At 43.2% G+C, this 13448-nt stretch carries 10 protein-coding genes and 1 pseudogene; 3 read left to right on the top strand and 8 right to left on the bottom strand.

Annotation, left to right across the window (positions count from 1 at the left end; translation table 11 throughout):
• The first annotated feature begins 41 nt into the window (after nt 1-41).
• Nucleotides 42-2658 (top strand): annotated as a pseudogene (gene gepA / locus OCV30_RS00410) (phosphodiesterase GepA).
• A gap of 82 nt (nt 2659-2740) precedes the next feature.
• On the opposite strand, the gene hemN reads toward gepA, so the two are convergent.
• The 5 genes from hemN to OCV30_RS00385 form a co-directional block, all read right to left on the bottom strand.
• Nucleotides 2741-4132 (bottom strand): oxygen-independent coproporphyrinogen III oxidase, encoded by a 1392-nt coding sequence (gene hemN, locus OCV30_RS00405; RefSeq protein WP_009848042.1) that lies wholly within the window; start codon nt 4130-4132, stop codon nt 2741-2743.
• 347 nt (nt 4133-4479) lie between these two features.
• Nucleotides 4480-4968 (bottom strand): DUF2489 domain-containing protein, encoded by a 489-nt coding sequence (locus OCV30_RS00400; protein WP_009848043.1) that lies wholly within the window; start codon nt 4966-4968, stop codon nt 4480-4482.
• Nucleotides 4969-4974: 6 nt separating this feature from the next.
• Nucleotides 4975-5532 carry a Der GTPase-activating protein YihI gene (gene yihI / locus OCV30_RS00395; RefSeq protein WP_004735577.1) on the bottom strand — a complete coding sequence of 186 codons (558 nt, stop codon included), beginning with the start codon at nt 5530-5532 and terminating at the stop codon, nt 4975-4977.
• On the bottom strand, nt 5532-6170 hold the full coding sequence (locus tag OCV30_RS00390; RefSeq protein ID WP_012602994.1) for a class I SAM-dependent methyltransferase: 639 nt from the start codon (nt 6168-6170) through the stop codon (nt 5532-5534). The genes yihI and OCV30_RS00390 overlap by 1 nt, the downstream gene beginning before the upstream one ends.
• A gap of 557 nt (nt 6171-6727) precedes the next feature.
• Nucleotides 6728-7345, bottom strand: a complete 618-nt coding sequence (locus OCV30_RS00385; RefSeq protein WP_065679641.1) for a c-type cytochrome — start codon at nt 7343-7345, stop codon at nt 6728-6730.
• Between the two features lie 148 nt (nt 7346-7493).
• Here OCV30_RS00385 and yihA point away from each other — a divergent pair, with 148 nt between their 5' ends.
• A complete protein-coding gene (gene yihA, locus OCV30_RS00380) occupies nt 7494-8153 on the top strand; it encodes a ribosome biogenesis GTP-binding protein YihA/YsxC (RefSeq protein ID WP_009848045.1) in 660 nt (219 codons plus the stop codon).
• A gap of 230 nt (nt 8154-8383) precedes the next feature.
• Nucleotides 8384-8983: a GTP-binding protein gene (locus tag OCV30_RS00375; protein WP_065679640.1), complete on the top strand. Its 600-nt coding sequence runs from the start codon at nt 8384-8386 to the stop codon at nt 8981-8983.
• Between the two features lie 266 nt (nt 8984-9249).
• Here OCV30_RS00375 and spfP read toward each other — a convergent pair whose 3' ends face one another.
• The 3 genes from spfP to OCV30_RS00365 form a co-directional block, all read right to left on the bottom strand.
• Complete coding sequence (gene spfP, locus OCV30_RS22975; protein ID WP_438356636.1) at nt 9250-9297, bottom strand: small protein SpfP; 48 nt, start codon at nt 9295-9297, stop codon at nt 9250-9252.
• A 193-nt stretch (nt 9298-9490) separates the two neighbouring features.
• Nucleotides 9491-12304 (bottom strand): DNA polymerase I, encoded by a 2814-nt coding sequence (gene polA, locus OCV30_RS00370; protein ID WP_065679639.1) that lies wholly within the window; start codon nt 12302-12304, stop codon nt 9491-9493.
• A gap of 693 nt (nt 12305-12997) precedes the next feature.
• Nucleotides 12998-13438, bottom strand: coding sequence for a GNAT family N-acetyltransferase (locus OCV30_RS00365; RefSeq protein WP_012602989.1), 441 nt, complete (start codon nt 13436-13438; stop codon nt 12998-13000).
• Between the last annotated feature and the right edge of the window lie 10 nt (nt 13439-13448).

Here is a 13448-nt window from a genome sequence, read left to right as displayed (position 1 = left end):
GTACAATTACAGTACACTATCTATCCAATCTGTGGCTAAAGATGTCTTTGAAAACGCAAATTACCTTGAGAACAGCAGTGGTTCTGCCATTCGTGATGATATTTATCTTCACCATGGGCGTAATGATTTTCACTCAAAAGCAAAGCTACAAAGAGATGGTGAGTGATATTAGTGCCCGCCAACTCACCTCACTTACAGATAACGTTCATCAAAGTCTGGCCGATTTTTTAGACAAACCCTTTCACGCTAACCTCTCGCTAAGTCATAACATCGGTTATCACAACCTTTATGAAGAGGGAAATCTTAGTCAGGTTCAAGACTATATTCTTTATAAGTTTTCTGCGCACTTTAACGCTATTCCCCAGCTTGACGTGATTGGCTTTGGTTCTGAAGATGGTAACTATGTCGGCTTTCGAAAAGAAACAAACCGCGGCTTAACTTTAATGGCCCGGGATGATCGAACTCAAGGCAAACTTGTCATTTATCGTGGTAATACGATTAGCGGAGACATTCGAACCATAATTTCAGGTTATGACCCTAGAGTTCGCCCTTGGTACACTCCAGTAGTGACACAGAACAAGGCTGTATGGTCATCAATTTATGCCAATGCAGATGAACGACAAGAGATCACTTTATCGGCTCTCGCTCCTATCTATAGTGATAACGAGCTCAAAGGTGTCCTCGCCAGCGATATTAAGATCAACACCTTTAATGCTTTTCTCAAGGATCTCAAAGATAAAACGGATGCCTCTGTTTATATTATTGATAAGCAACAGCGCTTAGTCGCTCATTCGGGCGGAGGCAGCGTGGTCTCTTGGGGAACAGGACAAACAGACAAAGGCCAGCGCTTGTTAGCAACAGAGAGTGCTAACGCGGTAATACGTGAAAGTGCCCGTTATGTAGATAAGTTTCATCTAATCGATGATTTAAATGTGCAGCGCTTTAGTTTTAATTTAGATAACGAACGATATTTCAATCAACTTACCCCTTATGAAGATGAGTACGGCATCACTTGGATTATTGGTATGTCGATCCCAGAAAGTAGCCTACTTGGTGAATTACCAAAAAACCAAAGAAACAGTTGGTTACTCGGTCTAACTCTCAGTTGCATTGGTATTATCGCTGGATTAATTGCCTTTAATCGCGTGACTCAACCCATCACTTCCACAGCTGGTGCGGCAAAGCGCCTCGCCGAAGGTGACTGGAATACGAACATGCCAAACACTGGGAATATTTATGAAACCAGCATGTTAGTAGCATCATTTAATGAAATGACCAACAATTTAAAGGCTTCTTTTCAGGCGTTACAGGCTCAACTTACCTATGACTCATTAACCAAACTGTATAGTCGTGAAGGCTTTATTGATACAGCCAAGAAAAACCCTGAAAACGAAAAAGGTACACTTTATTTAATTGGTATTGACCGCTTTCGAGATATTAATGATAGCCTCGGCCATTACAATGGTGACCAACTGCTTATCATTGCGGCCGCTCGTTTAAGAGGTACGCTACCATCGAACTTCCTGTTAGCTCGAACTGGCGGGGATGAATTTGCGATTTACGCTCCTAACATCAATCAAATAGATGACGTTCAACTACTGACGAGTCGCTTACTTCGAATCTTTACCTCCCCATTTGCCATGGAATCAGAAAGCGTGGTCATCAAAGTATCAATGGGGGTCGTGAATGTCTCGAACGTCAACGACATTACACTGCTGCTACGCAACAGCAGTATAGCCTTGAGCAACGCAAAGCAAGACAAAACCAGTGTCAGTATTTACAACCCAGAAATGGGCAAAGCATCGAGATATCGCACCAAGATGTTGGCACGTCTTAACAAGGCAATTGATCTTCAGCAGTTCGAGCCTTTCTATCAGCCTATAATCGACCTTGAATCTGGAGCTACCATAGGTGCCGAGGCTTTGGCTCGTTGGGTAACGGACGAGGGTATAATCTCACCTTTGGAGTTCATTCCTTTAGCAGAAGAAACAGGATTGATCTACGAGATTGGTAAGCAGATTTTGCACAAGTCATGTCGAGATACCGCAATTGCGATTGAATCTGGAAAATGGAATAAAGACTTCTCTATTCACGTTAACTTATCTGTCGACCAACTGAGTGAAAGCGGATTTATTGAATTGGTTAAAACCACGCTGCGTGACACCAAATTACCAGCCCAAAACCTGACGCTAGAGATCACTGAATCACGCATCGTCGACAATGACCAAACCATCATCGATAATATGCTGACGCTAAAAGCACTAGGCATCTCGATTGCAATTGATGACTTTGGTACCGGCTATTCGTCACTGGCTTACTTACACAAACTGCCATTTGATTGCTTAAAGATCGATCGCAGCTTCGTCAGTAAGTTGGAAAAAGAGAACCTAGACAGCTCCATCGTCGCGGCTATTGTCAACATCACCAAGGGTTTCAAAGTCAGCTTGGTAGCAGAAGGGGTTGAAACACAACAACAGGCAGAGCTCCTCAAGCAACTTCAATGCCCGCTTGCTCAAGGCTTTTTATATAGCCGCCCAGTACCGTTTGGAGCAATGGCCGACCGACCTCGGCAGTATGCTAAATGCCAAGTTTAAAACGAATAACAAAGTCGAACAAAGCACCGAGGCCAAACAAAGCACCAAAGAAAGCGTCACCTAAATCAGACAGATATCGAATGCACAGATACAAAAATGCCAGCATGATGCTGGCATTTTTTATTGTTCTATTCTCTAACGAACGATTAGATAACGCGAGAGAATTGCTGTTGGCGAGCCTTGGCACGTAGGTATTTATCAAAACACATACAGATGTTACGGATCAGCAAACGGCCACGCAAAGTTACGCGGATTTCTTTGTCATCGACTTCAACCAACTCATCGTTGATAAAGGTTTGTAGAAGCTCTAAATCTTCTTTGAAGTAGCGATTAAAGTTAACCGAGAACTCAGATTCGATCATTGTTTTATCAAGCTTGAAGTTACAAATCAGCTGCTTGATCACTTCACGACGTAGAAGGTCGTCACTGTCTAGTGCAACACCTTTCCAAAGTGCATGGCGCAGGTCATTCACTTGAGCGTAGTACTTCTTCAGCTCTTTCTGGTTTTGTGCGTAAGCATCACCAACCATAGAAATCGCAGAAACACCGAAGCCAATTAGGTCAGCTTCACCTTGAGTAGTGTAACCTTGGAAGTTACGATGCAGAATACCTTCACGTTGTGCTACGGCTAGCTCATCTTCAGGTAGCGCGAAGTGATCCATACCAATGAACTGATAACCCGCACCGGTTAGCGTCTCGATAGTATCTTGTAAGATAGCCATCTTCTCTTTCGCTTCAGGTAGGTCTTCATCTTTTATCTTACGCTGCGCAGCAAACAGTTGCGGCATGTGTGCGTAGTTAAATACAGATAAACGGCCCGGCTTCATTTCTAACACTTGCTTCAATGTTTCAGCGAACAAAGCTTGAGTCTGCTTTGGTAGGCCGTAGATCAAATCCAGGTTAGTTGAACGGAAGCCTAGCTCTGTCGCACGTTGAACCATTGCAATAATGAACTCTTCATCTTGCTCACGGTTAACCAGCTTCTGTACTTCTTTATTGAAGTCTTGCACGCCAATGCTCAGGCGGTTGAAGCCTTCATTTCGAAGGTGGTCAAGTACGTCTAGCTCAATCTCACGCGGGTCAACTTCAATACTGATTTCAGCGTCAGCGGTGAAGTTAAACTCTTCACGCAAAATGCCCATCAAACGAGTGATTTGTGTTTTGGTCAAGAACGTGGGTGTACCACCACCGAAGTGCAGTTGAGTCACTTTACGGCCATTCAATAAAGAGGCGCGCTGGCGGATTTCATGTTCAATCACATCCAAGTACTCATCCGCTTTATGCGAGTGACGAGTAATGACTTTATTACAACCACAGTAGTAACAAAGCTTGTGACAAAATGGGATATGCACGTAAAGAGAGAGTGGACGATCAGGATATTGAGTACACGCCATGTCGTAATCAGCGACAGTAAACGCTTCATGAAACTCCAACGCAGTTGGGTATGAGGTGTAACGAGGTCCCGAATAGTTGTACTTGTTTAAGATTTCTTGGTCCCAAACGATTTGCTGATTCGTTGTTACTGGCTTGCTCGACATAGCGGTACTTCCAATTTAGATCCGCGAGAACCTAAGGTCTCTCAAATCATTTTACATACATTAAAATATAGACGGGTTATTTTGCCACACGACCAGTAAGGTCGTTCCAAGACAAAATCAATTTTTCAGACAAAAACTCAGAACTGCTAGCTTGATCACTAACAAAGCGTCGGGATTAACGAGACGCAAAAGGTAAGAAAGCTCATTTAACATTGTCTATTAAAAAGCAAGACGACTTAAAAACAATATGCCTTTAAGGCAAAGTGTCTTAAAGGCATAGGTATTAAAAGCAGCACGTCTTAAAAATAGAGTATTAAACAAGCCTCTACATTAAATAGTCTTAGTGACTAGATCATCTGAATGTTGATTTGGTTGTTGAGAGGCTTAACCTTCTCCTGCAACCTTTTCAAATCTTCGATGACCGCATCATTCAAGCGAGTCTCTGCCTTATGGCGCGTGAGATTCTGCTGCATGCGATCTTTCTTCGTCAGTTCCTGTCTTGCATCTCCGCGAGCCATATCTTTTACGATATGGTACAGCTCAGAAAGAGCAGGATATTCAGAATCAAAATCAACACGCTCATCACCCTGAACGTTATCCATAATGATACACACTCGAATACTGATCTCAGGTAAGTCACACTGGCCTTGAATACCCGCTAAGCATAAAGTATTTACGTTTTCGTAAATCGTCGCGTTACGTTTTTCAATGGCAAGTGCTTGATGCTGCTTTTGCAACTCCGTCTGCTTCTTCACTTGAAGTAGAAGGTAACCTGCGTAAGAGCCCAAGCCGAGAATGATAATTCCACCAGCAATTGCTAATAAGGTTACGTTCATTGGCTATTAACCTTTAAAGCTGTCTAAGTCGAAATCTTCGAATTGAGATAGCAAGTCTTCGTCAGAGCTTGCTTTCTTCTTAGAGGCAACAGGTGCTTCTTCGAAGATCTCTTCTTCATCGTCTTCTGGCTCTAGCAGACCTAAGCGGCCCATTAGGTGTTCGATACGATCAAGTTTCTCATCAACAAACTTCTGCAGACCAGCACCTAGGTTTTCACCATTTTCGATACGATCTAGCAATGTGTTCAGTTGAGCATCATTCTCAAGCATCTCTAACTCTTGTTCGTTAGATAGCTTGCGCTCTTGTTTCGTCGACTTCTTCGCTGGTTCAACAATCAGCGGGATTTTTTTCTTGCTGCCTAAACGAGGGTCGCGAGCTAGTGCAGCTTTACGCTGTTTTGCTTCGCTACCATCAGAGTGACGGCTGCCAGACTTAAGGCCTTTACGCTTTTTAACACGCTTACGTTCACGACCTTCAACATCAGATTCACTACGGTTACGAGTAACCATAGGTTCCGGAGCGCCAAGTGCTCCCGGTTTTCTTGATTTCTTACTACGACCCATTACTGCACTTTCCTCAGTAAAATTACATCATTTCCAAAAAATTCTAGTTCGAGCTTATCCCGCTCTGCCAAAAACTGGAATGTTTGACGACTAAAGAAGACGACATGTGTCGGGTCATTCTTGTAGTGCCAACCAGCAAACGCGTCTACGTCTATTACTAGCTTAGTCATAAGACCAATCCAGCCCTTGGGTTTAACTAAATTCAACCATTGCTGCCACACTTTGTCTGGGTGATAAAGATGCTCTATCACCTCCGTGGCAGTCATAAAGTCATACGTTTTTTCCAACACAGAAGCTTCTGGGTGGTAATAGATATCGTACAACTCCATGGTGTGTCCGGCTTCTTCTAACATAATAGATAGCGTAGGGCCTGGGCCACAACCAAAATCCAACCCTTGTGAGTTAGATGAAATTTTGTCTGTTAGTGGATCCGCGATGCGAGATAGAAAACGGCGATAGCCTGCATCACTAGGATCGTTCTCATGGAGATCATAGTGTGCTTTTTCTTCTTTTGCTTCTAACCTTTGTTCAGGTTTAACAAATACCAGTTCACATTGCTGACACTGCAGATAGGCTCTGCGTTTGTCTTCAAAATAGTGATTCACGCCTTGGTGATGGCATAAGGGACAAGTATACATAGCACATCCTTAAACAGGGATGCGAAACATACCAGAAACTGAGTTTATAGTGGAGAGGTATTGGGTGTTTTTTCATCAAATCAATAAAAAAAGCGATAGGAAAACCTATCGCTCTCTAAATCTGCCTATATCGGCCAAAATTTGCATACTCAACTTGGTACACAAATCTCCATTTGTTATTGGTGCTTTCCATGCCAAATTTGTTTGTTGTTCATCGTCCTGATGAGTTTTGGCTATCCTTTTCTAACACCTTGTTGCTGGGCTGTCCTAGCCTGATCCGTTTCTGTCTATACCGTTAGACTAGATGACCATCCGTATCTAAGTCAGCTCCTAGCTGATGGCGGCTACTTTACCTTTTTACAAAAAGACTACAAGAGTGCGAGCTCACACTTTTGTACACAATTCGAACACGCATTGATAAATTAGACATTAACACAAACCGGATATATAAAATCAACACAAAAGAAAACGCCCCAACCATTACTGATCGGGGCGTCTCTTCAATCTCGCTCGAACGTACATTTCATTACTCTGGCTAAGAGCAAGAAACCGACATATTAGTGTAAACCACCAACGTACTTCGATAAGGTATCAATATCTGCGTCTGTTAACTTTTTAGCTACATCACGCATCATCGCATTCATGTCGTTATTACGGTTACCATCGCGGAATTTCTCAAGTTGAACCTTGATGTAATCTGCGTGCTGACCTGAAATCTTAGGGAAACCAGAAAGTTCGGTACCATTACCACGAGGGCCGTGACAAGCAATACAAGCCGTTACGCCGCGTTCTGCGTTACCCGCAGTGTAAAGAACCTTACCTTCATCTACTACATTTTCAGGAGTAGAGTTACTCGAGATAGGGAGAGATGCGTAGTATGCCGCTAGGTCAGCCATATCTTCTTCAGATAAAGGCATCGCCATTGCACCCATTACAGGCTCGTAACGACCTTGTTTACCACCACTCGTCATACCTAGCTTAAGCTCTTTTAACTGCTTCTCTAGATACTTCTCATGTTGACCAGCCAGCTTAGGGTACTGAGTGATCAGACTGTTGCCGTCAGCACCGTGGCAGGCAACACATGTTTGTGATTTGGCTTTACCAGCTTCAATACTACCTTGAGCCCATACTGAGCAGCTGGCTAAAAGACTCAAAATTAGCGCTAATTTCTTCATGACATTCCATTATAATTATCAAGCTTCCAGTACCACTCTATGTTGCCACTCATGGTACAATAGGCGACCTTATGCCGAGCACGGTTATTTTACACAAATTCACAAAAAAGTAATCAATCGACTACACAAAGTCGAGATGGAGTTAACAGTGAGCGTAAAAATTCATTATCAAAACACGCATTTCATTACCAGTGCACCTGATATTCGTCACTTACCAGAAGACGAAGGGATCGAAATTGCGTTTGCAGGACGCTCCAATGCTGGTAAATCTAGCGCACTAAACCGCGTTACAAACCAAAAAAGCTTGGCGAAAACCAGTAAAACCCCAGGTCGAACTCAGCTAATTAACCTATTTAAGGTTACCGACGGCTGTCATATTGTCGATTTACCGGGATATGGCTTCGCTCAAGTACCGCTTGAAATGAAGAAAAAGTGGCAGAAGTCGCTAGGCGAATACCTACAACGACGCGAAAGCCTAAAAGGTTTAGTGGTATTGATGGATATCCGTCACCCAATGAAGGACCTTGACCAACAAATGATCTACTGGGCTATCGATAGCCGCATCCCAGTACAGGTTTTGTTAACAAAAGCAGACAAACTAAAAAGCGGTGCGCGTAAAGCACAGCTACTGAAAATCCGTAATGATGCGAAATCTTTCGGTGGTGATGTAGCGGTTGATGTCTTCTCTTCAATGAAGGGCATCGGCGTTGACCAACTGCGTGCCAAGATGGATGAGTGGTTTGCACCTGTGTTTGCTGATCAGATCATTGATGAGCTAGCGGACGAAGAGCAAAACGACTCAGAGTAATTCTTCTATATAGAGCTTTATCTATAATTAGAGGGTAAAGCACTGACAACCAGTGATTTAGCCTTATCAATACCCTGCCTTTTATAGGTGGGGTATTTTTTTACCCACAAATTAGTGAGTTAAACCTAGATCTTGAGAGTTAAAGACAAGATTAATCAGTTAGAAGAGAGAGAAGTGAACCATACTAAAAGACAACCTTTAACAAACTGAACAGTGAGAAAGGAATACTCATGTGGAAAAAACCCTTGGCGACCATCGCACTTATATTGATCTCATTTTCCGGTGTAGCATCTGAAGCGGAACAAGAACAAGTCCCATTAATCAATATCGATATGACTTTAGACCTAGATGGTATGGAAAAGTATGCAAAAGACGCGAGTGAGTCCCTTGAGGTGATATCGCAATCTTTGCAGGCGATAGTCAACAACCCCAACCTCAGCAATGACCAACAACAAGCCCTGAATCAAACCGTTGAAAGCATCAATCAGCTTGCGAGCTCCACCAAGACATCACTCAATCAACTCCCACAAGTCTTAGACCAATCTCGACTCGCCTTTAAGAAAACCAGTCAATTACTGTTAGATGATATCCAAACTAAAATCATTATTGCGTTGGCAGCCGTTATCGCTGTCATTGTTATCGCGTTGGCCGCTATCTATCTACTTATCCTAAAACCCATGCAGCAAACCTTGGTGGAAGCGACCAACAATATCTCTTCTATGGCGCAATCTATCCAGATCACGGCCGAAGCTCTGAAATACAGCACAGAGAAACAACAGGAAATCATGGACTACATTGAGCATTCACCCACTCAATGTACTGATAAATAAGACGTAAACGATCATTGCATTATGAGTCACTTGTAAAATAAAAGTTATTTTCAAGAATAAAACAATGCACTTAGAGACGGATTAAAATTACCAATTGCTGATTGAATTCCAGATCTAAGGCAATCAAGTGTTTATCACGCTGCTTAGGGGAAACGTAACAAAAGGCACTAAAAATGGGAGATTTTACGGGGGAATAGTAGGTTGGAGATATTTTTCTTTCGCACAAGAAAAAACGCCCCAGTCAAATACTGACTGGGGCGGCTGAATCAGCCTAATCCAATAACGTGAAACAAAAGGTCTGAAAGATAGAACATCTTACCTCTGTACCCTACAAGATTTAATGTACAACAATTGCTCAGAAATGAAAACCATTTTTGTAGTTTTTTTTCATGAACGTTTTATTAAAACACCCAAGATCTTCTTATGACTTAACTTTATTCGAGACAAAAAAAAGCCAGTGTTTGTGCACTGGCTCATACTAATTTACTCAATAAGGTCAAAAACTGATTAGTGGGCTTGATCCCAGTTGTCACCGTGGCCAGCTTCCGCGACAAGCGGTACTTCTAGCTCTGCGGCGGATTCCATCAATTGTTGTACTTTACTTTCAATTTCGGCTAAAGCTGACTCTTCCACTTCGAAGACCAATTCATCGTGTACTTGCATAAGCAGTTTCACACGACCATCGCCTTCCGCTTGAATCCATTCATCAACCAACAGCATCGCTTTCTTAATGATATCTGCTGCTGTGCCCTGCATTGGCGCGTTGATTGCCGCACGTTCAGCAGCCTTACGACGCATGCCATTTCGAGATTGAATCTCAGGAAGGTGCAGACGACGACCGTAAATGGTTTCAACAAAGCCTTGCTCTGAAGCCGCGCTGCGTGTGTCTTCCATATACTGCATCACACCTGGGTAACGCTCAAAGTAAGTATCCATGTAGTGTTGTGCTTCGCCACGAGGAATACCTAGCTGCTTAGCCAAACCAAAAGCACTCATGCCGTAGATAAGACCAAAGTTAACCGCTTTAGCACGACGACGTTGCTCAGTGGTTACCTGCTCAATATCAACGCCAATGATCTCAGCAGCCGTTGCCGCGTGGATATCTTTGCCTTGTTGGAATGCTTCCAGCAACGCTTTGTCACCTGATAGGTGCGCCATGATACGCAATTCAATTTGAGAGTAATCGACCGCTAGAATCTTCCAACCATGTTGTGCAACGAATGCTTGGCGGATACGACGACCTTCTTCATTACGAATTGGGATGTTCTGTAGGTTTGGATCAGTCGAAGACAAACGGCCCGTCGCGGTCACCGCTTGATGGTAAGACGTATGAACACGACCAGTCTCAGCGTTGATCATCTTCGGCAGTTTATCTGTGTACGTCGACTTAAGCTTCGCAAGACCACGATACTCAATGATCAGCTTAGGCAGCGGGTAATCAAGCGCCAGTTCTTGAAGCACTTCTTCGTTGGTTGAAGGTGCACCTGATGGCGTTTTCTTGATAACTGGTAGACCCATTTTCTCAAACAGGATCGCTTGCAGTTGTTTTGGCGAGTTCATATTGAACTCTTGCTCTGCAATCTCGTAGGCTTTCTGCTCTAGCTCATCCAGACGAACCGCAATCTCTTGCGATTGAGCCCCTAACAACATGTCATCAATGAATACACCAGTGCGTTCAATGCGAGACATCACAGGGATCAGCGGTACTTCGATTTCTTCATAGATGGTTTTTAGCTTTTCATCTTGCTCAATGTTTTCCATCAGGCGGTTATGAAGACGTAATGTCACATCAGCATCTTCTGCAGCGTATGGAGACGCCTCACCCAGTTCAATCTGGTTGAAAGTAAGCTGTTTCTTACCTTTACCTGCGATTTGCTCAAATGAGATGCAGCTGTGCTGAAGGAAACGCAGCGCTAGGCTGTCCATGTCATGCTTGCCACCTACGCTGTTGAAAACGTAAGACGCCAGCATGGTATCGTGTTTGATGCCTTTCATCTCGATACCGTAGCGCGCTAGCACACTCATATCGTACTTCAGGTTTTGACCCACTTTAGCTTGAGCATCATCTTCAAGAATCGGCTTAAGCTGTTCAAGTACCCAATCACGATCCAGCTGTTGCGGTGCGTCTAGGTAGTCGTGAGCAACCGGTACGTAAGCGGCAACGCCTTCTTCAGTCGCGAATGACAGGCCAACGAGGTTCGCCACCATGTAATCAAGGCTGTCTGTCTCAGTATCAAAAGCAAACAATTCAGCTGCTTTAAGCTTTTCTAACCAAACATTGAATGACGCTTCATCTAGAATCGTTTCGTAGTTGCTGCGATCAATCGTCACGGCAGACGTATTCATCTCTACAGTAGACGTTGCTGAAGAAGCACTGTTGCGTACCGCACCAGCTCCCGCTGCGGCAGATTTTTCAGCCGCCTCAACCACACCACTGCCACCTTCAAGGAGCTCGTTCAACCAAGATTTGAAGACCAGTTGACCGTATAACTTAATCAGCTCATCGATATTGGGTTGTGCTTTTACCAATGACTCAGGCGTCTCTTCAAGCTCAACATCTAGCTTGATTGTTGCAAGCTCGTAGGACATGTCAGCATTGTCTTTATTATCAGCCAGCTTCTTAGCCATCGTCTTCGAACCACGGAAACCAAGCGCCGCAATATCATCAAGATTCTGATACAACTTTTCGATACTACCAATGCCTTGTAGCAAAGCCGTCGCTGTCTTGTCACCCACACCCGGAACACCAGGGATGTTATCGACTTTATCGCCCATCAGTGCCAAATAATCGATGATCAGTTCTGGCGGGATACCAAACTTCTCAATCACACCTTCGCGATCCATTACCACGTTGGTCATGGTGTTGATCAGAGTAACGTTGTCATCAACTAACTGCGCCATATCTTTATCACCAGTACTGATAAGTACAGGCATCCCCATCGCAGAAGCTTGAGAAGCAAGCGTACCGATCACATCATCCGCTTCAACGCCGGGTATAGAGATAAGTGGCAAGCCCATTGCTCGAATCACATTGTGCAGCGGTTCTATTTGGCAACGAAGGTCATCAGGCATGGGTGGACGGTTTGCTTTGTACTCTGGGTACATGTCATCACGGAACGTTTTTCCTTTCGCATCAAAAATAACCGCAATACGATCAGAAGCAAATTGACGCATCATGCTGCGTAGCATGTTAACCACACCATAAACAGCGTTGGTTGGGATATCACCATTGCTCATGGTGCCAGGGTAAGCATGGAACGCGCGATATAGGTAAGAAGAGCCATCGATCAGAATCAATGGATTATCAGGAATACGAGCCATAATATTTGTGAATCCAGTAAGTACAGAAATTATCTGTTAAGAATGCCACGTCTGTTGGTTGGATTCCATGTTGTCGATCTGTATCCGTTCACTCGGTTGTATTCGTTATAATCGATTTGTTGTTATTTTTTGTTCTTAGACGCAAGCGTTCTGTGGATAACTCTGTTTATATTATTTATCCACCCTGTTGAGAAGTAAGGTTAACAAATCAAAAAACACTAACAACACACTGAAAACAAAGAATAATTTTACAGATCGAGCAGATGATCAACGATCTTTTTACGATCCTGCATTGTGGAAAAGAATGCTGATGGCGTTTTATTCATAAAAAAACGTGCCACTAAATATGCATATTGTTGAATTGGAGGTATAAAAAAAGCGACACCCGAAGATGTCGCCTAGCAAAAACTGGTAAAGCCATTCAAATTGAATACCACAGCTTTACCTAAAAGCTATAAATTACACTGGAAGCAATGTGAGCAATGTCGTGTCAAAAAGAACTTAGTACAAGTTCGCGAGAATTCTGTTGGGTAACCAAGTTGATACTTGAGTACTTAACATCCTTGTGAACATTTCCTCATTCCCTAAGACAGAGTTAATAATAATGATTCTCATTTAATAGTCAACAACTAAATGATAATAAATCTCATTAAATTCATTTTAAATGATTTATCCCCCCGATAAAGCAAATCACTAAGCTGATAATTGCTTCACGAAATGGATTCGATTTTCATTAATCTCTTCTTTTTCTTCCAGTTTTTCTATTCGATATCCATTTTTCAATAGTAAACACAGCATCGCAGGAAACTGGTTACGAGATTTTACTTTCAGCTGCTCATAACCCCGCTCTTGTGCCCACTGCTCCTGAACATCTAATTGAGCCTGTGCGACCCCCTTATTTCTTGCAAGCGGTGACACACCACCAAACCAACTATAGAAAGTATTTGAGTTAAGCTCATAACCAATTTTAAAGCCGAGTAACACGTTCGCCTCTTCAGCCACTAAGATCAGACTCTTTTTCCCTTCAAGCCGAGCTGCCAGTGAAGCGACACTCTCTTTTCTAGCAAACTCAGAGATCTGCTCGACAACAGACACAACCTCTTCCAGTGAACCTTCACGTACTATGACTGACATCTTCTTCCAT

The sequence above is a fragment of the Vibrio atlanticus genome (assembly GCF_024347315.1).
Taxonomy (GTDB): Bacteria; Pseudomonadota; Gammaproteobacteria; order Enterobacterales; family Vibrionaceae; genus Vibrio; species Vibrio atlanticus.
The sequence above is the reverse complement of the archived record's forward strand: the minus strand, read 5'-3'. Positions and strand labels throughout refer to the sequence as shown.